Annotated in this window: 15 protein-coding genes; 11 read left to right on the top strand and 4 right to left on the bottom strand. The window is 62.2% G+C overall.

From position 1 onward, the window contains the following. Positions 1-116 precede the first annotated feature (116 nt). Positions 117-512 carry a hypothetical protein gene (locus BUB62_RS16285; RefSeq protein WP_073111926.1) on the bottom strand — a complete coding sequence of 132 codons (396 nt, stop codon included), beginning with the start codon at positions 510-512 and terminating at the stop codon, positions 117-119. 117 nt (positions 513-629) lie between these two features. Between BUB62_RS16285 and msrA the strand changes: the two genes are divergently transcribed. The 4 genes from msrA (at position 630) to BUB62_RS16265 (ending at position 6,007) form a co-directional block, all read left to right on the top strand. After that, positions 630-1,301: a peptide-methionine (S)-S-oxide reductase MsrA gene (gene msrA, locus BUB62_RS16280; RefSeq protein WP_073111923.1), complete on the top strand. Its 672-nt coding sequence runs from the start codon at positions 630-632 to the stop codon at positions 1,299-1,301. A 167-nt stretch (positions 1,302-1,468) separates the two neighbouring features. After that, complete coding sequence (locus BUB62_RS16275; RefSeq protein ID WP_073111921.1) at positions 1,469-3,757, top strand: PAS domain-containing protein; 2,289 nt, start codon at positions 1,469-1,471, stop codon at positions 3,755-3,757. Positions 3,758-3,963: 206 nt separating this feature from the next. After that, positions 3,964-5,118: a methionine aminotransferase gene (locus tag BUB62_RS16270; RefSeq protein WP_073111919.1), complete on the top strand. Its 1,155-nt coding sequence runs from the start codon at positions 3,964-3,966 to the stop codon at positions 5,116-5,118. Between the two features lie 94 nt (positions 5,119-5,212). Then, positions 5,213-6,007: an amidohydrolase gene (locus tag BUB62_RS16265; protein WP_073112104.1), complete on the top strand. Its 795-nt coding sequence runs from the start codon at positions 5,213-5,215 to the stop codon at positions 6,005-6,007. Positions 6,008-6,095: 88 nt separating this feature from the next. On the opposite strand, the gene BUB62_RS16260 is transcribed toward BUB62_RS16265, so the two are convergent. After that, a complete protein-coding gene (locus BUB62_RS16260) occupies positions 6,096-8,399 on the bottom strand; it encodes an FG-GAP-like repeat-containing protein (RefSeq protein WP_073111917.1) in 2,304 nt (767 codons plus the stop codon). A 58-nt stretch (positions 8,400-8,457) separates the two neighbouring features. On the opposite strand from BUB62_RS16260, the gene BUB62_RS16255 reads away from it, so the two are divergent. After that, entirely contained in the window at positions 8,458-9,759 is a 1,302-nt protein-coding gene (locus BUB62_RS16255) for a UDP-N-acetylmuramoyl-tripeptide--D-alanyl-D-alanine ligase (protein WP_073111915.1), read from the top strand. 97 nt (positions 9,760-9,856) lie between these two features. Here BUB62_RS16255 and rfbC read toward each other — a convergent pair whose 3' ends face one another. Beyond that, the gene (gene rfbC / locus BUB62_RS16250) at positions 9,857-10,402 is read right to left on the bottom strand and encodes a dTDP-4-dehydrorhamnose 3,5-epimerase (protein WP_073111913.1); all 546 of its coding nucleotides are present in this window, start codon (positions 10,400-10,402) and stop codon (positions 9,857-9,859) included. A gap of 66 nt (positions 10,403-10,468) precedes the next feature. Then, positions 10,469-11,590 carry a glycosyltransferase family 4 protein gene (locus BUB62_RS16245; RefSeq protein WP_073111911.1) on the bottom strand — a complete coding sequence of 374 codons (1,122 nt, stop codon included), beginning with the start codon at positions 11,588-11,590 and terminating at the stop codon, positions 10,469-10,471. 265 nt (positions 11,591-11,855) lie between these two features. Between BUB62_RS16245 and BUB62_RS16240 the strand changes: the two genes are divergently transcribed. The 6 genes from BUB62_RS16240 to ppk1 all read left to right on the top strand — a co-directional run bounded on the left by BUB62_RS16240 (position 11,856) and on the right by ppk1 (position 19,963). After that, entirely contained in the window at positions 11,856-12,164 is a 309-nt protein-coding gene (locus BUB62_RS16240) for a c-type cytochrome (protein ID WP_073111909.1), read from the top strand. Positions 12,165-12,229: 65 nt separating this feature from the next. Then, entirely contained in the window at positions 12,230-13,549 is a 1,320-nt protein-coding gene (gene hflX, locus BUB62_RS16235) for a GTPase HflX (RefSeq protein WP_084539136.1), read from the top strand. A 286-nt stretch (positions 13,550-13,835) separates the two neighbouring features. After that, positions 13,836-15,062 (top strand): M43 family zinc metalloprotease, encoded by a 1,227-nt coding sequence (locus BUB62_RS16230; RefSeq protein ID WP_159437481.1) that lies wholly within the window; start codon positions 13,836-13,838, stop codon positions 15,060-15,062. A 248-nt stretch (positions 15,063-15,310) separates the two neighbouring features. Next, positions 15,311-17,035, top strand: a complete 1,725-nt coding sequence (locus tag BUB62_RS16225; RefSeq protein WP_073111905.1) for a GEVED domain-containing protein — start codon at positions 15,311-15,313, stop codon at positions 17,033-17,035. A 189-nt stretch (positions 17,036-17,224) separates the two neighbouring features. Beyond that, on the top strand, positions 17,225-17,713 hold the full coding sequence (locus BUB62_RS16220; RefSeq protein WP_073111903.1) for a SixA phosphatase family protein: 489 nt from the start codon (positions 17,225-17,227) through the stop codon (positions 17,711-17,713). A 150-nt stretch (positions 17,714-17,863) separates the two neighbouring features. Further along, positions 17,864-19,963 carry a polyphosphate kinase 1 gene (gene ppk1, locus BUB62_RS16215; protein ID WP_073111901.1) on the top strand — a complete coding sequence of 700 codons (2,100 nt, stop codon included), beginning with the start codon at positions 17,864-17,866 and terminating at the stop codon, positions 19,961-19,963. The last annotated feature ends 15 nt before the right edge of the window (positions 19,964-19,978 follow it).

Genomic DNA, 19,978 nt, shown 5'->3' with positions numbered 1-19,978 from the left:
AAGGTGCGGCGGCGGGTTGGTAAAGGTCGGCTTTTCTTGTAAGCTGGACCGTTTCGGGGCCAACTTGTTTTGCCGCGCCGCATCTGAGCTGCCGCCCGCTGGACATAAGTGTGCCGCTACATCTGCCGCAGCCACGCTTTGGCGGTTTCTATTTCGTCGAAGGTGGCTATTACAGGCTCCGTGGTGTGGCGCAGGGTGAGGTCGGTGGAAAGCCGGCTGTAGACGTTGGGCGAGTAAATCCAGGCAAAATACTGCAGCCCGGCGGCGGCCATGGCCGGAAACCAGACCGTGCCGCCCCACTCCGCCGCATCCGACCACATGCTGGTGACGCGGGTGTTGTCATTGAGCACCTTGTGGCACCGCTCGCGGGCCATCAGCAGCAGCATCTGCTCGCAGCCGGCCTGCACCGACTCCAGCGTCTGGTCGCCGGTCCAGTCGGCATAGAGCCAGTCGTTCAGATAATCGTAGCCAATACAGATAGAAGAGGTTTCAAACAGCGTGCGCAAAGACATGGCGACTCGGGAAATTGGGGTTCGGATGCGAAAGATAGCGCCGCCGGCCCAACCGCGCCGCTGCCGGGCCGGGCCGAAAGCATCCGCCCGCCGCCCAACCGCGTATGTAGCGGCGTGATGAACAAGCTAACTTTCTACCTGCTGGGGCTGCTGCTGAGCGTGGCGGCCTGCACCCAGGGCAAGCCCACCAGCGGCGAGCCCGCCGCCTTTGGCCAGCCCACCACCGGCGATGCTCCTACCTCTCTCAACGGCTTGGCCGTGGCCACCTTCGCCGGCGGCTGCTTCTGGTGCACGGAGGAAATATTCGAAGAATTGCGCGGTGTGCGCCAAGTGGTGTCGGGCTATGCCGGCGGCAAAGAGCAGCACCCCACTTACGAGCAGGTAGGCAGCGGCCAGACCGGCCACGCCGAAGCCGTGCAGATCTATTACGACCCCAAGGAAGTAAGCTACCAGACGCTGCTCGACGTGTTTTTTGAGGCCGCCCACGACCCCACCACCCTCAACCGTCAGGGCCCCGATGCCGGCACGCAGTACCGCTCGGTGGCCTTCTACCGCACCCCCGCCGAAAAGCAGCTCATTGAGGCCACCATCCGGCGCGTAGATGCCAGCAAGCACTACCCCAGCCCCATCGTGACGCAGGTGACGGTCTTCACTCAGTTCTGGCCCGCCGAAGGCTACCACCAGGGCTACTACCGCCTGCACCCCGACGATTCCTACATCCGCGCCGTATCCATGCCGAAGGTGGCCAAGTTCCGCAAGGCCTTCGCCGAGAAGCTCAAAAAGGAATAGCGGCCGCGCCGGCGCGTTTCCCGAGGCCCTGCTCGCCGGCGAGCAGGGCCTTTTTTGCAGGGCGTGCGGCGGGGTCGGAGCCCGGACTTATATTTGTCGGCAGGGGCGGCCGCGCCGGCCGCGGCCCGTTTTGCTGGCTTCAGAACCGCTTATTTTTCTTTCGCCTTATGCCTGCTGAAGCCGTTGACTTTGAGCTTCTCTTTGAAGCCCTGCTTTCGCCCCACCTCGTGCTGGCCCCCGACCTGAGCGTGGTGGCGGCCAATACCGGCATGTGTCGACTGCTGCAATGCTCCCGCGAAACGCTGCTCGGGCAGTCGGTGCACGCCGTATTTGCTCAGGCTACGCAGCCCGGCCCGGCCGTGCTGGCCGAGTGGCAGACGGCCCTAGCGGAAGTGGTGGAGCAGCAGCGCAACCAGAATCTGAACCTGCGCCATGATCTGCGCCTGAGCGACGGCACCCTGCAGCCGCACCACTGGCAGATTCAGCTGCGGCCAGTGCCCACGGCGGCTGGCACGTTGCGCTACGTGCTGTGCCGCGTGCTCGACGTAACGGACCGCGTGGTGGCGCTGGAGCAGAGCAACGAGCGGTTTCGGCTGCTGCTCGAAGTATTGCCCCAGATGGCCTGGACCTCGCGCCCCGATGGCGGCGTGACCTACTACAACCAGCGCTGGTATGACCTGACGGGCGGCACCTTTGCCGAGCTGCAGGAGTGGGGCTGGGAGAAGTTCATTCACCCTGAAGACCTCGCCGAAACTTCCCGCCGCTGGCAGCACGCCCTCACCACGGGCACGCTTTTCGAAAACGAGCACCGCTGGCGCGACCAGCAGGGCAAATACCGCTGGTTTCTGGCCCGCGCCGAGGCCATCCGCGACGCGGAAGGCACCATTCTGCAATGGGTGGGCACCAACACCGACATTGATGAGCGGCGGCAGGCCCTGGCACGACTGCAGGAGAAAGACCAGCAATTGCAGGCTATTATCGGCAATGTGCCGGCCTATATCTGCACCATGTTTGGCCCCCGCCATATCATCGGCTTCGCCAACGCTCAGATTCAGCACTTGCTGGCCGGGCGGGCCAAAGTGGGCCTGCCCGTGGCCGAGGCGCTGCCGGAAGTAGCCAGCAACGGCCTGATACCGCTGCTCGATTCGGTATACAAATCCGGCCAGCCATATTCGGCCATCGAAATAGCAATGCCCGTTATCGGCGAGCCCACCCAGCCGGTCGAAACCCGCTACTTCGACTTCACTTACCAGCCGCTGCACGATGAGGCAGGCCGCCCCCAGGGTATTCTGATGTTTGCCGTGGATGCCACCGAGCGGGTGCAGGCCCGCCACCGCGCCGACGGGTTGGCCGCCGAGGTGCGCCAGCGCGACGAGCAGTTCCGCTTTCTGGCCGAAAGCATTCCGCAGATTGTGTGGCGGGCGCGGCCCGATGGCACCATCGAGTACTACAATCAGCGCTGGGCCGATTTCACTGGTTTCAACGCGGCCGATGCCGCGCACATCGACTGGTCCACTCTAATTCCGCCCGACAAGGTGGAGGGCGTGAAGCAGCGCTATTTTGCCAGCATCAGCGCCGGCCAGGAATACGAGGAGGAAGGCCGCATGCGCGGGGCCGACGGGCAATACCGCTGGTTTCTGCACCGCGCCCAGCCCATGCGCGACGCCGAGGGCCACATTGTGAAGTGGTTTGGCACCAGCACCGACATCGACGACTTCAAGCGCGCCCAGCAGCGTCTGGAGGAGCAGAACGAAACGCTCACCCTCACCAACCAGGACCTCGACAGCTTCGTGTATACCACCTCGCACGACCTCAAGCAGCCCATCAACAACATGGCCGGCATCTTCGAGGAGCTGACCCGCACGGCCTACTTCCGCGACCCCGACGCGGTGAAGCTCATTGCCATGTTCGAGCGCTCCTTGCAGCAGATCTACGATACCATCCATAACCTCTCGGAGCTGGTGCAGGTGCAGAAGCTGCGGCACGCGCTGCCCCTCGAAACCGTGGAGCTGGAGCCGCTGGCCCAGGAGGTGCTGACCAGCATCGACGAGCAGCTACGAGCGGCCCACGCCGGGGTAGCGCTGGATTTCGCGGCCCTGCCAGCCGTGGAATTCGTGCGGCCCAATCTACAGAGCGTGTTCTATAATTTGCTCAGCAACGCGCTGAAATATGCCGCCCCCGGCCGGCAGCTGCGCATTGCGGTGCGTAGCGTGCTCGAAGATGGCCATCCGGTCATTGAGGTGCAGGACAATGGCCTGGGCATCGATATGGAGCGCTACGGCCCGCAGCTGTTCACCATGTTTCGCCGTTTCCACGGCCACGTAGAAGGCTCCGGCATGGGCCTCTACCTCGTCAACCGCATCGTGCAGAGCCACGGCGGCCACATCGACGTGCAAAGCCAGGTAAACGAAGGCACCACCTTCCGCATTCACCTTCTACGGGTGGTGAAGTTGTGAAGGGTTCTGTCATCCTGAGCAAAGCGAAGGACCTTCCTCGGTTAAGTGGGAAGCCTTTTGAAATGAGCAAAGCCCTTCACCGTTCGCATGGTAAAGGGCTCTGCGCGTTAAAAGGCATTTCGTAGTATGGAAAGAGGAAGGTCCTTCGCAAGCTCAGGATGACAGAACAAAAAACTCACCATCTCACTATTTCACTATCTCACCATATGCTTCCTCCCATCGTCTCCAAGCTGCCTGATGTCGGAACCAGTATCTTCTCCGTCATGTCGCAGCTGGCAGCAGAGTGCGGGGCCATCAATCTGGCGCAGGGCTTTCCCGACTACGACCCGCCGCAGGTGCTGAGTGAGGCGCTGGCCCGCCACGCCACCACGCCCGGCCACCAGCAATACGCGCCCATGCCCGGCCTGCTGCGTCTGCGCGAGCAAATCAGCCTGAAAACGGCGCTGCTCTACGGCATCACGCCCCCCGACCCGGCCACCGAAATCACCGTGACCAGCGGGGCCACCGAGGCGCTGTATGCGGTGCTGGCCGCCGTGGTACGCCCCGGCGACGAGGTGCTGGTGCTGGAGCCGGCGTATGACCTCTACGGCCCGGCCATCCGGCTGCAGGGCGGCGTGCCCGTCTACGTGCCCCTGCGCCTGCCCGACTTCCGCCCCGACTGGGACCTGGTGGCCGCCGCCCTCACGCCGCGCACCCGGCTGGTGCTGCTCAACTCGCCCCACAACCCCAGCGGCGCGGTGCTCACCGCCCTGGACCTGCGCACGCTGGCCGCCCTGCTCGAAAATACCGCTACCCTCGTGCTCAGCGACGAAGTGTATGAGCACATGGTATTTGATGGGCAGCCGCACCGCAGTGCCCTGCAGGAGCCCGTGCTGGCCGAGCGCAGCTTCGTGCTGTCGTCGTTTGGCAAAACCTACCACGCCACCGGCTGGAAAGTGGGCTACTGCATTGCCCCGCCCCTGCTCACGGCCGAGGTGCGCCGCGTGCATCAGTTTCTCACCTTCGCTGTGAGCACGCCCACCCAACACGCGCTGGCCGATGTGCTGCCCGATACCGGCCTCTACACCGCGCTGCCCGCCTTTTATCAGCGCAAGCGCGACCTGTTTGTCGAGTTGCTTCGCCCTACCCGCTTCGAGCTGCTGCCCGCGCCGGGCGCTTACTTTCAGCTGGCCCGCTACCACCAGATTTCGCAGGAAGACGACGTGACATTCGCCCGCCGCCTCACCCGCGAGGCGGGCGTGGCCGTGGTGCCCGTGTCGGCCTTCTACCACGATGGGCGCGACCAGGGGCTGATACGGTTCTGCTTCGCCAAGCAGGAGGAAACACTGGCCGCCGCCGCTGCCCGGCTGGCGGCGTTGTAGCAGCACTAACCGATAGTATTATTCAATTTTCAGTTATCATGTTTTTTCAGTAACATTCAGAAAATTCTCCATCACCTTCCAATTATTGCTGCTAGTGTCTGATTTAACCGTTTCCTTCGTTCAGGCCGCGCTGGAGTGGCAGGATCCGCCCGCCAACCGCACCGAGCTGGGCCGGCTTATCGATGAGATTTCCATTCCTACGGATCTGATTGCGCTGCCGGAAATGTTCACCACCGGCTTCAGCATGGAATCGGCGGCGCTGGCCGAAACCATGGATGGCCCTACTGTGCAGTGGATGCAGCAGCTGGCCGCCGCCCGCCAAGCCGTGCTGGTGGGCAGCATCATTATCAAAGAGAATGACCGCTACTACAACCGCCTGCTCTGGGTGCGCCCCGATGGCACGCTCACGCACTACGACAAGCGCCATCTGTTTGGCGTGGCGGGCGAAACCGAAGCTTACACCGCCGGCACCGAGCGCCTGATTGAGGAGTGGCGCGGCTGGCGCATCTGCCCGCTGGTGTGCTACGATCTGCGCTTTCCGGTCTGGAGCCGCAACCCGGTGCAGGAGCCCTACGACCTGCTGCTCTACGTGGCCAACTGGCCCGCCTCGCGCCGCACGGCCTGGCTTACGCTGCTGCGGGCCCGCGCCATCGAAAATCTGGCCTACACGATGGGCGTGAACTGCGTGGGCATTGACGGCAACAGCCTCGCCTACGCCGGCGACTCGGCCCTGCTGGATATGCGCGGCGAATACCTGGTAGAAGTCGGCAACCAGGAAACCAGCATCACCCGCACCCTGCGCCGCGCCGATCTGGAAGCCTTCCGCGAGCGTTTCCCCGCCCTCCACGACGCCGACCCCTTCGACCTGCGCGAACTGGTGAAATGGTGACTTAGCGACTTAGTGAGTTTTCTGTTTAAACTGCGCAAATGGCGCAAGCCGAACATCAAAGTCACTAAGTCGCTAAGTCACCATCTCACTATCTCACTATAAGCCGCTGGATGCCGGATTGGCCGGTGGCGGTTTCGGCGCGGACGAGGTAGATGCCGGCAGCCAGGCCCTGCAGGCTTAGAGTGTGCGTGCGGGCCAGCGCGGCCTCGGTGCGCAGGCAGCGGCCGGTGAGGTCGAGCAGCGTGAGGCGGGCGGGCTGGGGCGTTTCGATGGTGGCGGTGCTGGTGGCCGGGTTGGGGTAGATGCTCAGGGCCAGCGCTGGTGCGGCAGCGCGGCGCGTGCTCAGCAGCCGGTTGTTGCGGGCCCCGAAGGCCACCACTCCGCCGGTTTCCGTGCCCACGAATACTTCCGGCACCCCATCGGCATTCACATCGGCGGCGGCCAGCACGAAGCTGTTGCTGAGCTTGTTGCCCAGCTCCGTAGCTTCATACTGATTGAGTACGCTGTTGTGGAGCAGGTCGCTGCGGTCGGAGAAGATACCGCTCTGGGCGCGCAGGTCTGCAAACAGCCGTAGCGTGCCCGTTGCATCAATAGTGAGCAGATCCAGAGTGCCGTCGCCGTCGAAATCGGCCACGGTGGGCGAGAGAGCAAACGGGCGCTGGTTGGAGCCATTGCGAATGCGCCCGAAATCGTTGTCAGCCAATACGAAAGCCTGGCTCAGGGGCTGCGTGCCGTTGTTGCGATAGTAGCGCAGCGAGCCGCTGGACAGCGTATTGGTATCCGTTCCGATCAGCAGATCCACGTTGCCGTCGCCGTCGATATCGGCAAAGGCGGCCGTATCGAGCGGCCGGCTCGGAATGCCGTCAATGTAGGCAATGCTGGCCAGGTTGAAGGCGGCGGGCTGGTTGGCAGCAGCGGTATTAAGCACGTAGGCCACAAAATTGTAGGAGCTGCCCGCCGAATAGCCGGAAAAAGCCAGGTCCAGGGCCCCGTCGCGGTTCAGATCGACCAGCGCGGGGCGCAGCGAGGCATAGAAGCGGCCGGGGCCGGCCAGGCCGAGGTAGTTGGCATCCTGGAACTTAAACACGGGCTTGGTGGCCGTGCCCACGTTGCGGTAAAACGCCAGCGAGGCCCGGTAGAAGCCGTTGGGCGTGTTGCGGCTCACGCCCCCGAGCAGCATATCCTTCCGGCCGTCGCCGTCGAGGTCGCCGAAGGTGGGCGCGGCTTTGTCGCTCACGTCGAGCATGTCGCGCTGCAAAAAGTCGTTGCCCCGGTACACGAAAATGGGAATATTGGTGGGGCTCACATTCTCATAAAGTAGCACCGAGCGGCGGGTGTCGATGGTGTCGAGGTTGTCGAACACGTTCGGGGTCACCACCAAGTCGGGGTAGCCGTCGAAGGTAACATCCAGGGAATACGGGGACGGGAAATTGGCCAAGTGGGCCGGGGTGGTGTTGGCCGGAAAGTTGGAGTCGAGGCCCGCGCTGGTCATGCGCGGGGCCGCGTTGGTGCCCTGGTTGATGATTTTGGTCAGCTCGGTGCAGTAGTCGCGGCCGGTGAGCAGGTCCAGGTCGCCGTCGCCGTCGAGGTCGAGCGTGAGCATATTGTTGCCCGACGTGTGGTTGATCTGCAGCGGCGAGCGGCACTGGGCGGTGCCAAACACAAACGACGTGCACGACGAAAAGCAGGTGCGCGTGCCGCCCCAGCGGTCATCGGTTTGCCGAAACGTGAGTCCGCCGCACGCGGTGCTGGTGTTCTGAAACAGCCGGATATCGAACGAGCCGCTGTAGTCGTGGCACAGAATATCGAGCCGGCCGTCGCCGTTCACGTCCCGGATGTCGGGCATGTTGTAGCCGCCGGTGGTGATGTTCACGTCGCCGGCCGGCGGGTTGGGGTCGAAGAAAAACAGGTTGGCCTGGGCCAGCTGAAACGAAGGCCGCCCGCCCGGGCCGGCCACGTTCCGAAATACCCGAATGTTGCCCGGCACGAGGCTGGCCGTGAACAGGTCGGGGCGGTTGTCGCAGTCGTAGTCGCGCAGCAGCACCCAGTTTTGCAGGCCGTCGGGAAACAGGGCTTCGTAGTCGGGCGCGTACTGCCACTGGCGGCCCCCACCGGGAGCCGGCGCATTCAGGTAGGTGAGCGAGCGGCGCGAAAGGCGGTCGAAGATGTAGAGGTCGGGCAGATTGTCGCCGTTCAGGTCGAGGCTGGAAAGCTGGGCCGAATTCAGGCCGCCCGCCCAGGCATTGCGCAGCGTATCGGTGGCTTGCACTACTTTTGCCACATTGCGGTGCTCAAAGCCAAACAGATTGCCCGACTGAGCCTCTGCTTTGAAGGGTGCTGCCCACGGCAGGCTCAGCCCGAATACGAATAAGAAAAGACAACGACGCAGCATTGGCGGAACACGTTTTTTCACAGGTAAATAACTCAGCCCTAAGTTACGCACAAACAGCATGGAAGAAGCAGCGGCCCTCTACGAGATATTTCAGCAATGCACGGCCGTCAGCACCGATTCGCGGCAGCCCCAGGACAATACGCTGTTCTTCGCCCTGAACGGCCCCACGTTCCGCGGCCGCGACTTCGCGCCCCAGGCCCTGGCCCAGGGTGCCCGCCATGCCGTGGTAGATGATGCCGCCCTGGCTGCCACCGACCCCGCCCGCTACACCTACGCCCCCGATGCGCTGGTGGCCCTGCAACAGCTGGCCAACTACCACCGCCGCCAACTCATCATTCCCATCATCGGCATCACCGGCTCCAACGGCAAAACCACCACTAAGGAGCTGATTTACGCGGTGCTGAGCCAGCGCTACCGCGTGCAGTACACCCAGGGCAACCTGAACAACCACATTGGCGTGCCGCTCACGCTGCTCAGCATCCGGCGGGGCGAGCACGAAATGGCCATCGTGGAAATGGGAGCCAATCATCAGGGCGAAATTGCCCTGCTCAGCCACCTGGCCGAGCCCACGCACGGCCTGATTACCAACATCGGCAAGGCCCACCTCGAAGGCTTTGGCGGCGTAGCCGGCATTGCCAAAGGCAAAAGCGAGCTGTTCCGGTTTCTGGCCAAAGTAGGGGGCACGGCTTTCGTAAACACCGCCGACCCATTGCTGCCTGGGCTTTCCGCTCAGGTAGAGCATCGCGTCACCTACCCTAACCCCACCGACACTTACCCGGCTAAGCTCCTAAGTGCCGCGCCCCAGGTCATGCTCCGCCTCTTCGATGGCACGCAGGTAGCGGCCCAAATTACGGGCGGCTACAACTTCCTCAATCTGGCGGCAGCGGCTGCCGTGGGGGCTTATTTCCAGGTGCCAGCCGCCGATATTGCCACCGCGCTGGCCGGCTACGCGCCCACCAACAACCGCTCGCAGCTGGTGCGCACCGCCCGCAACGAGGTGGTGCTGGATGCCTACAACGCCAACCCATCCTCGATGGCAGCGGCGGTGGCCAGCTTTGCGGCCCGCCCCACGCCGGCCGCCGAGAAAGTAGTGATTCTGGGTGACATGTTTGAGCTGGGCGAGGAAAGCGCCGCCGAACACCGGGCGCTGGGCGAGCTGCTGGCCGCGCAGCACTTCGGCACCGTGCTGCTCTGCGGCTCCGATATGCGCCACGCCGCCGCCGCCCACCCCGCCGCGCATTATTTCGCCACCAAAGTTGAGCTGACCGCTTGGCTGCAAGCCCAGCCGCTCAGCCACCGCCAGATTCTGGTGAAGGGCTCGCGCGGCATGGGGCTGGAAACGGTATTGAGCCTTATCTGAGACCCGGCCGCATTTGCGGTTCACCGCCGATACTCTCTGCGAAACCAAAAAAGCCGCCTGGAATGGGCGGCTTTTTTGGTTTCGCAGAGGGTATGCGTTAGTCAAAGGGAGTTTCAAAGGTATCGAAACCAGGCAGGATGCGGTCCTTGTCGGATACGATGGGGTTGGTGGCACCCCAGTCGATGTTGAGCGTGGGGTCGTTCCAGAGCAAGCCGCCTTCGGAAGCAGGATGGTAATAATTGGTGCAACGATAGAGAAACAGCGTATTATCTTCCAAAGCGAGAAAGCCGTGGGCAAAGCCGGCCGGGATGTAGAGCATGTTGCCGCGCTGGGCATCCAGCTCTACGCTCACATGCTGGCCATAGGTGGCCGAGGAGCGGCGCACATCTACCACCACGTCGCGTACGCGTCCGGTGGCCACGCGTACCAGCTTGGCCTGCGCAAACGGTGGCCGCTGAAAGTGCAGCCCGCGCAATACGCCCGCGCCTGAGCTGGACTGATTATCCTGTACCCATTCGCCTACGGCTCCGGCCTCAGCCATAATCCGGGCGCTGAACGATTCAAAGAAAACGCCACGAGCGTCGCCAAAAATGCGCGGAGTGAACTCCACAACGCCCGCAAGGGCATGCTGCTTGATTTCCATTCAGTAATAAATAAGGAGCCGCTCAGGAGCCGCCCGTACGCCCGCAAGATAATTTAGTTTTGAGAATCAGTGGCTACGTGGAAGTACTTCTTCCACCACGCGCAGGTATTTGTTGAGCACGATTTGCTCGTCGAATTTCTGCTCGGCCAGCTGGCGACCGGAGCGGCCCATGGCGGCCAGCGCGGCCTCATCAAGGCGGAGGACCTGGAGCATTTTGGCGGCCAGATCAGGGCCGTTGCGCACCTGGCAAAGTAGGCCGTTGCGGCCGTCCACCACGGTTTCGCGGCAGCCGGGCACGTCGGTAGTCACGATGGGCTTGCCCATGGCGGCGGCTTCAAGCAGCGTTTTGGGCGTGCCTTCGCGGTAGGAAGGCAGCACGATGCAGTCGGCGGGCTGAATGTGGGCGGCCACGTTATCGGAAGTGCCCAGGTACTCCACGTGGCCGGCCTGCAGCCACTGCTCGAACACAGCCCGCTTCACCCCGATGTTGCCCGACTCATCAATACCACCCAGCAGCTGCACGCGGGTGCCGGGCACGGCCGCGCGCACGAGGCGGGCGGCCTCGAAATATTCTTCCACGCCCTTCTCATACAGCACCCGCGCAATCATCAGAAACGTGAAGGGCTGGTGGCGCACAAATGTGGCGGCCGGCCGAAACTTGTTGGTATCGATACCCGAGCCGGGCAGCAGATCGGTGATTTCGGGGCGCACTAGGCCGTGGTCGAGGAACAGCTGCCGGTCGTCATCGTTCTGAAAAAACACCCGCTTTGGAAAGCGAAAAGCGAAGCGGTAGAGTCCCAGAGCCACTTTGCTCACCAGGTTTTTGATGATGAACACCGTGCCCAGGCCCGACACGTTGTTCACACTCGGAATGCCGGCCAGCTTCGCCGCCAGCGTGCCATAGATGTTGGGCTTAATGGTATAGTGCAGCACCACATCGGGTTTTTCGCGCCGGTAGATGTCGTAGAAGCGGCGCGTGAGCAGGGCATCTTTCACCGGATTGGTCCCCTTGTTTTCCATCCGAATCGGGACGAAGCGGCAGCCCAACTCGGTTTCGAGGCGGGCCGAATAATCGTCGGGTGGGGCAATGGCCAGCACCTCGTGGCCGGCACCCTGCAAAGCCCTAATCAGGCTGCCGCGAAAATTCCAGATATTCCAGGAAGTATTGATGACAATGGCAACGCGCATAGGGCAAGGGAAAAATAAGCTCGCAAAGGTAGGGCCTGGGGCGGTGAAGTGGTGAAATAGTGAAATGGTGAGATAGTGAGATGGTGAGTTTGATGTTCGGTTTGCGCAGTTGGCGCAAGTGGCGCAGTCAGAACATCAAACTCACCATCTCACTATCTCACCATTTCACTATTTCACCGTGCCGTACCTTCGGGCTATGATACGTAGTGTTTTTCTCCGGCGCAGGCCGGCCGCGTGGTGCCGGATCGGCTTGCTGTTGCTGCCTTTGGCCGGCAGTCTGGCCTGTACTTCGCCCGAAGCTGAATCGGGTAGCCAGGCGGCGGCCGAGCTGCCGGCCGCCGACGCGGGCCTAGTGGCCGGCAAAGCCCTGTTTGCGCAGCGCTGCGCGGTTTGTCACGGCACCGACGGCCGTAAGGGCCTCAACGGAGCCCACGACCTGACCAAGAGCAACCTGAATGCCTTCGGCCGCGTGTACATGATTACCAACGGCCTGGGCCAGATGCCTTCCTTCAAAGCGCAGCTCACCCCGGCAGAAATCGAGCAGGTCGCGGCTTACTCCCTCACGTTGCGCTAACGCCTCTCTCCCGGCGACGGGGCCTGCTCCCAGGCCGTCGCCCTACTTCTCTCAACCCGCATACCATGGCAAAAAAAGGCAATACCGGCAACTGGAACGCCACCAGCAGCACCCGGCACCATACCATCGACATCGCCCAGGCCGGCCCTAAGCGCGACCCCAACACCGGCACCTACGACACCACCCAGGGCCAGGAAACCGCCGTGCTGGTGGCCGTGCCCGATAAGCGCCAGCCCGAAGCCCAGACCCGCGAATACCTCGACGAGCTGGAGTTTCTGGCCCAGACGGCCGGGGCCGAGGTCACCAAGCGCTTCATTCAGCGCCTCGACAAGCCTGATATCCGCACTTTCGTGGGGGAGGGCAAGCTGGCCGAAATAAAGGCCTTTGTGAACCACACCAAGGCCAGCATGGTCATTTTTGATGATGAGCTGTCGGCTTCGCAGCTGCGCAACCTGGAGGCCGAGCTGAAGGTCAAAATCGTGGACCGCTCGCTGCTCATCATCGATATTTTTGCCCGCCGGGCTAAGTCGGCCACGGCCCGTACGCAGGTCGAGCTGGCGCAGTACCAGTACCTGCTGCCCCGCCTCACGGGTCTGTGGAGCCACTTAGATAAGCAGCGCGGCGGCGGCGTGAGCCAGCGCGGACCGGGTGAAACCGAAATTGAAACCGACCGCCGCGTAGTGCGCGAGCGAATCGACTTTCTGAAAGACCGGCTCAAGGAACTCGACAAGCAGAGCACCACCCAGCGCAAGTCGCGCGGCGGCGTGATTCGGGTGGCGCTGGTGGGCTACACCAACGTGGGCAAAAGCACCCTGATGAACCTGCTAAGCCGCTCCGAGGTATTCGCCGAAAACAAGCTTTTCGCCACCGTCGACTCTACGGTGCGCAAAGTGGTGCTCGAAAACACGCCGTTTCTGCTCTCCGATACCGTCGGATTCATCCGCAAGCTGCCCACGCGCCTCATCGAGAGCTTCAAGAGCACGCTGGATGAAATCCGGGAGGCCGACCTGCTGGTGCACGTGGTAGATATTTCGCACGAGGCTTTCGAGGAGCACATTGCGGTGGTGAACGACACGCTGAAAGAAATAGGCGCGGCCGAAAAGCCCATGCTACTGGTTTTCAACAAGATTGACCAGTACGAGCTGGATTCGGCGGCGCTTAAAAAGCACACGTTTGAGGGCATGAACCCCGACGAGGACGAAACGCCCCGGCCCACGCTGGCCCAGCTGCAGGCCACCTATATGGCCAAAATGCACGACCCGGTTATTTTTATTTCGGCCCAGGAGCGCCAGAATATCGACCAACTGCGGGCCCTGCTGACGCGCCACGTAGCGGCCCTGCACCGGCAGCGCTACCCCAATCAGGTGGGCGAAGAAGCTGAATAAGGCCACTGCCAACCATTTCGCAAAAAGCCCGCTGCGCCTGCAGCGGGCTTTTTGCGTTCGGCGGGGCTGGTAGTTCCGCCTATCGTTATCAGGCTGAAATAGGAGAAAGAATACGTTTGTTGTACTTTTTATATGAATATAGGGTATTCACTGCAAGAAATTCAACATAATCATGTCTTTCATGAAACCTTTGCATCGACTATCCTTATATTGGTTCTCTTATTTCACCTCCACCACTCAATCCATGAAGAAAAACTTCTACGCTGTTGCTCTTGCCTGCCTAGGTTTGGGCACTCTCACTGTTCAGGCGCAGGATGCTCGCCTAGCCGCTATCGGCAACCAGCCCGCCGCGCCTAGCCGCAACTGCTCCACTATGGAAGTGCTGGAGGCCCAACTGGCCGCCGATCCGGCCCTCGCCCAGCGGATGCGCGGCATTGAGCGCCACACGGCGCAGGTGCTGGCTAACCCTACCGCCAACCGCCTCGCCGGCACGGTTACTATTCCGGTAGTAGTGCATGTGGTATACAATACGGCTGCGCAGAACGTGTCGCAGGCCCAGATTGATGCCCAGATTCGGGTATTGAACGAAGACTACGCCCGCACCAACGCCGATGCCAACCTCGTGCCGTCGCTGTTTGCCGGTGTGGCCTCGGGCACCAACGTGCAGTTTGTGCTGGCCAAGCGTGACCCGAACGGCGCGGCTACCACGGGCGTAGTTCGCCGCTCGACCAAAACCCGCACGTTCAGCAGCAACGACTTTGTGAAGTACACCAGCAAGGGTGGCAGCGATGCCTGGCCCCGCGATAAGTACCTGAACCTATGGCTGTGTAACCTGGGCAACGGCCTGCTGGGCTACGCGCAGTTTCCCGGCGGCGCGGCTGCCACCGATGGGGTTGTATGCCTCTATTCGTCGGTGCCCGGCGGCTCGGCTACCAACTACAACAAGGGCCGCACGGCCACGCACGAAGTGGGCCACTGGCTGAACCTGCGCCACATCTGGGGTGATGCCAGCTGCGGCAACGACTTGGTGAGCGACACGCCCACCCAGCAGACCAGCAACGGCGGCTGCCCCGCTTTCCCGCACGTGACGTGCGGCAACCAGGGCGACATGTCGATGAACTACATGGACTACACCTATGACGCGTGCATGTATATGTTCTCGGCCGGCCAGAGCAGCCGCATGGACGCTCTGTTCGCTGCCGGCGGCAGCCGCGCTTCGCTGGCCACTTCGCTGGGCGGCACCGCTCCGCGCACGGCGCTGGCCTCGGCTGGCACTACTACCAGCGTAGCTATGTATCCGAACCCGGCGCACGACGTGCTGAACCTGACGCTGCCCCAGGCGGCGGCCAAAGGCTGGAGCGTGACGGTATACGACCTGCGCGGCCACGAGATGGAACAGGCCACCTACAACGGCCAGGGCCAGGTAAACGTGGCTCAGCTGCCCAAAGGGCTGTATCAGATGACCTTCTCGGACGGCGAGCAGATCATGCGTCAGCGCTTCGAGAAAGAATAGGTTTCGGCTGGATCAGTCAAGAACTTCTGCTTAGAAAAGCCCGCCAAACGGCGGGCTTTTTTATGACCGGACAGCAAAACCAGTTGATTGCAATATTTCTAAAAAACGGGGCAACTACGGCTTATATGACAAAATGTTTTGCCTAAATTTTACGAATATTCATAGCAAAACTGTTTGCCGCCCCATAAATATTCAATACTTTGGCCCTTCGTTCTCCCATTTCCACAACCAAACCTACCTTCAAACTCATGAAAAAAAACGTTTACGCATTTGCTCTGGCTTGCCTGGGCTTAGGTATTAGTGAGCAGGCCCAGGCGCAGCAGACGCGCCAGTGCGCTACCATGGAAGCCCTGGAGGCGCAGATAGCCGCTGATCCGGCACTGGCGCAGCGGATGCTGGCTATTGAAGGCCAGACCCGACAGTTTGAAGCCAACCCGACAGCACGGCGCGGCACGGCCCTGATGGGTACTATCCCGGTGGTGGTGCACGTCATCTACAGCAATGCCAACGAGAACATTTCGGATGCCCAGATTGCTTCGCAGATTGCGGTGCTGAATGAGGACTTCCGCAAGCTGAACTCCGATGTGAGCAAAACGCCCGCCGCCTTCGCCGGCCTCGCGGCCGATGCCGGCCTGCAGTTCGTGCTGGCCAAGCGCGACCCGAACGGCAACGCCACCACGGGTATCGAGCGTAAATCGAGCACCAAAACCACCTGGGGCACTGCGGATGCTATGAAGAGCACCAGCACCGGCGGCCTGAACGCCTGGCCCGCCAGCCAGTACCTGAACCTGTGGGTGTGCAACATCGGCGGCGGTATTCTGGGCTACGCCCAGTTTCCCGGCGGCGCGGCCAGCACCGACGGCGTGGTTATCGGACCGAACTACTTCGGGCGCACCGGCTATCTGTCGGCTCCGTTCAACCTGGGCCGCACGGCCACGCACGAAGTAGGCCACTGGCTGAACCTGCGCCACATCTGGGGCGATGCTAACTGCGGCAACGACCTGGTGAGCGACACGCCCACCCAGCAGACCAGCAACGCCGGCTGCCCCGCCTTCCCGCGCCGCACCTGCGGCAACACCACCAACGGCGACATGTTCATGAACTACATGGACTACACCGACGACGCCTGCATGTACATGTTCTCGACCGGCCAGAGCACCCGCATGAGTGCCCTGTTCGCCACCGGCGGCAGCCGCGCTTCGCTGCTCACCTCGCTGGGCGGCACCGCTCCGGGTGGTGGCACCACGCCGCCCCCCACGGTTTCGTATTGCGCCAGCAAAGGCAGCAGCGTAGCCTACGAATTCATCGACTACGTGGGCCTGGGCTCTTTGGCCCGCACCTCGGGCGCTGATGGCGGCTACTACAACGGCACGGCTTTGGCGGCTCCGAGCATCGGCGCTGGTACTGCCCAGACGGTGAGCGTAAGCGCCGGCTTCGTCGGTACGGCTTACTCGGAGTACTTCAAAGTGTACATCGACTACAACCAGAACGGCCTGTTCACCGACGCCGGTGAGCTGGTGGTGAATGCCGCCGCCAGCAGCGTGGCCACCACCCGCAGCTTCGGCTTCACGGTGCCTGCCACGGCTAAGAGCGGCACCACCCGCATGCGCGTGGTGATGAGCGACGCCTCGGCGACCACGAGCTGCAACTCGTACAGCTACGGCGAAACCGAAGACTACACCGTCAACATCACCGGCGGCACGGCCAAAACGGCGCTGGTGGCCCGCACGGGTGCCAATGCTGACTTCAGCGTGTATCCGAACCCGGCGACCAGCGTGCTGAACGTGCTGGTGCCCGCCGACCTGCTGGGCAACCCGGTAGCGGTGAAAGTGTACGACGTGCGCGGAGCCGAAATGAAGCAGGTGAGCTTCGACGGCAGCCAGCTCAACATTGCCTCGCTGGCGCAGGGCGTGTACATGCTCACCATCTCAACCGGTGACCAGGTTTCGCACCAGCGCTTCGTGAAGCAGTAAAGCGCGACTTGCCGCCAGCCGGTGTGGGGCCTTCGGGGCCGCCCGGCTGGTGGCCTGCGCTGCAAAGACCCGCCGGCTCCCGGCGGGTCTTTTCGTTTTAATGCCCAGCTTGCGGGCCGAAGCCAACTCTTAATAACCATTTTGGGAGGCGCGTAGTAAAGAGCGAATCCTACCTAGCTACTCTGCAGCATGAAAACCTTGTACCTGATGCGCCACGCCAAGTCCAGCTGGGACTTCGACGATTTGAACGACCGGGAGCGGCCCCTCAACAACCGCGGCCGCGAAGATGCCCCCCACATGGGCCAGGCCCTGGCCAAGCGCGAAATCAAGCTCGACCTGCTGGTAAGCTCCCCGGCGGTGCGCGCCCTGAGCACGGCCTCGCTGGTGGCCAAGGAGCTGGACTACCCCCACGACCAGATTCAGGTACTAGACCGCATCTACCAGGCCGAGGTGCCGGACTTGCTCGAAGTGGTGCGCCAGCTGCCCGATACAGCCGCGTCGGTGCTGCTGGTGGGCCACAACAACACCCTCACCGACTTCGTGAACCTGCTCTCGCCCAACCCGCTGCCCGAGCTGCCCACGGCCGCCATCGTGTGCCTCAAGTTCAACACGGACCAGTGGGCCAACCTGGACCGCGCCAACGCCGAATTCTACTTCTACGACCACCCACGTAACTAATTAAAAATTGAGAATTGAGAATTAAAAGAGCTTATGTCAGACTTGGATTGACTTCAAGAATGACGTCGGCCTCAGAGGCCTAACTTCTGACTACCGGCCTTGCTCGTTCTCAATTCTTAATTTTTAATTCTTAATTTTTAATTACCCCTCATGGAAACCCCCAAGAAACATCAACCCGTCCTGCTGAACCGGGAGCTGAGCTGGCTGGCTTTTAACCGCCGCGTATTGCAGGAGGCGCAGAACCCGGCGGTGCCGCTGCTGGAGCGGGTGAAGTTTCTGGCCATCTTCTCCTCCAACCTGGACGAGTACTTTAAGGTGCGCGTGGCCACGCTGCGGCGGCTGGTGAAGCTCAAGAAAAAGACCCGCGCCAAGCTGGGCGAAGACCCCGGCGAGCAGCTCAAAAACCTGCTCGAAGAGGTGGGCCGCCAGCAGCAGGAGTTCGGCGAGACGTTTCGGGAGAGCATCTTGCCCGAATTGCAGCGCCAGCACATTCACCTCATTGCCGACCACGACCTGAGCGCCACCCAGCGCGCCTGGGTAGAGCAGTATTTCCGCGACAAGGTGCAGGACCTGCTCTCGCCCGTCTTGCTCGACGACAACCTGCACCACCTGTTTTTGAAGGACCAGACCGTGTACCTCACGGTGTACCTCACAGACCCCATCAAGGCCAAAAAGCACGACGACGACGAGCGGGTGGTGGTGCTGGAGCTGCCCACCAAGCGTCACGGCAGCCGCTTCGTGCAGCTGCCTCAGGAGGGCGACGAGCACTACGTGATGTTCCTGGACGACGTGATTCGGTGCTGCGCCCACGAGCTGTACCCCAAGTACCAGCGGGTGCAGGTGCACGCCCTGAAACTCTCCCGCGACGCGGAATTGGACATTCAGGAGGAAGTATCGGGCAATATGATGGCCAAGATCAAGAGCAGCCTGCAGAAGCGCGAAACCGGCTACCCGGCCCGCCTGCTGTATGACCCCGGCATGCCCAAGCCCGTGCTCAAGAAGGTGATGCAGAAAACCGGCATCGGCAAGGAGGAGCTGGTGGAGGGCAGCCGCTACCACAATTTCCGCGACTTCTTCGGCTTCCCGAACCTGGGCCTGACGGAGCTGCAGTACCCCGAGCTGCAGCCGCTGCCCCACCCCACGCTGCCCCGCACCGGCGGCAAGATGCTGGCCGCCATTGCCGAGCGCGACCACCTGCTGCACCTGCCCTACCAGTCGTTCGACTACGTGACGCGCCTGATTGCCGAAGCCGCGGCCGATGCCCAGGTGACCAGCCTGCAGATTACGCTGTATCGGGTGGCGGCCAAGAGCGAGGTGGCCAAGGCCCTGCTGAAGGCGGTGAAAAACGGCAAGCAGGTGACGGTGGTGGTGGAGCTGAAAGCCCGCTTCGACGAGGAAAGCAACATGTTCTGGGCCGAGAAGCTGCAAAAGGCCGGGGCCAACGTCATTTTCGGCATTCCCGACCTGAAGGTGCATAGCAAGCTGCTGCTCATCACGCGCACCGAGGACGAGCAGAACCGCCTCTACGCCTATTTCAGCACCGGCAACTTCAACGAGCAGACCAGCCGCATCTACGCCGACCACGGTCTGTTTACCGCCGACCCGCGCCTGACCCGCGAGGCGGCCGAGGTGTTCCGCTACTTCCACGACCGCCAGCCCAAATCCGGGTTCGAGCACCTGCTGGTAGCCCCCTTCGAGCTGCGCGAGCAGCTCACGGCCCTCATCGACCGCGAAATAAAGCTGGCCAAGCACGGCAAGGACGCTTACATCATTCTCAAGCTGAATGCCCTGCAGGATGAGCGCATGATTCTGAAGCTCTACGAGGCCAGCCAGGCCGGCGTGCGCGTGGAACTGCTCATCCGCGGCATTTCGTGCGTGATTCCGCAGCTGGCCGGGCAGAGCGAGAACATTCAGCAGCGCGGCCTGGTGGACCGCTACCTGGAGCACGCCCGCATCTACGTGTTCGGCAACGACGGCCACGAGAAAGTGTACGTGGCCTCGTCTGACTGGATGGCCCGCAACCTGGACCGCCGCGTGGAAGTGGCCTTCCCCATTCTCAGCGACGAGCTGCGCGCCGAAGTGCGCCACCTGCTCGACCTGCAGCGCCGCGACAACGTGAAATCCCGCGACTTCCAGAACAACTACATCGGCCAGGACGACCCCGAAGCCCAACCTCTGCGAGCCCAGTTTGAAACGTATGAGTATTTAAGGAAGCTGAGCACCCGGCGCCGCAAGCCGGCGGCGAAGTAGGCGCGCGGGTGGCGG

This window comes from Hymenobacter daecheongensis DSM 21074 (assembly GCF_900141805.1).
Classification (GTDB): Bacteria; Bacteroidota; Bacteroidia; order Cytophagales; family Hymenobacteraceae; genus Hymenobacter; species Hymenobacter daecheongensis.
This window is presented reverse-complemented; position numbering and strand designations above follow the sequence as displayed.

What these genes read in the sequence shown, in the direction of transcription:
- BUB62_RS16285 (WP_073111926.1), bottom strand. Translation starts at nt 512, where the DNA reads ATGTCTTTGCGCACGCTGTTTGAAACCTCTTCTATCTGTATTGGCTAC.
- msrA (WP_073111923.1), top strand. Translation starts at nt 630, where the DNA reads ATGAACAAGCTAACTTTCTACCTGCTGGGGCTGCTGCTGAGCGTGGCG.
- BUB62_RS16275 (WP_073111921.1), top strand. Translation starts at nt 1,469, where the DNA reads ATGCCTGCTGAAGCCGTTGACTTTGAGCTTCTCTTTGAAGCCCTGCTT.
- BUB62_RS16270 (WP_073111919.1), top strand. Translation starts at nt 3,964, where the DNA reads ATGCTTCCTCCCATCGTCTCCAAGCTGCCTGATGTCGGAACCAGTATC.
- BUB62_RS16260 (WP_073111917.1), bottom strand. Translation starts at nt 8,399, where the DNA reads ATGCTGCGTCGTTGTCTTTTCTTATTCGTATTCGGGCTGAGCCTGCCG.
- BUB62_RS16255 (WP_073111915.1), top strand. Translation starts at nt 8,458, where the DNA reads ATGGAAGAAGCAGCGGCCCTCTACGAGATATTTCAGCAATGCACGGCC.
- rfbC (WP_073111913.1), bottom strand. Translation starts at nt 10,402, where the DNA reads ATGGAAATCAAGCAGCATGCCCTTGCGGGCGTTGTGGAGTTCACTCCG.
- BUB62_RS16245 (WP_073111911.1), bottom strand. Translation starts at nt 11,590, where the DNA reads ATGCGCGTTGCCATTGTCATCAATACTTCCTGGAATATCTGGAATTTT.
- hflX (WP_084539136.1), top strand. Translation starts at nt 12,230, where the DNA reads ATGGCAAAAAAAGGCAATACCGGCAACTGGAACGCCACCAGCAGCACC.
- BUB62_RS16225 (WP_073111905.1), top strand. Translation starts at nt 15,311, where the DNA reads ATGAAAAAAAACGTTTACGCATTTGCTCTGGCTTGCCTGGGCTTAGGT.
- BUB62_RS16220 (WP_073111903.1), top strand. Translation starts at nt 17,225, where the DNA reads ATGAAAACCTTGTACCTGATGCGCCACGCCAAGTCCAGCTGGGACTTC.
- ppk1 (WP_073111901.1), top strand. Translation starts at nt 17,864, where the DNA reads ATGGAAACCCCCAAGAAACATCAACCCGTCCTGCTGAACCGGGAGCTG.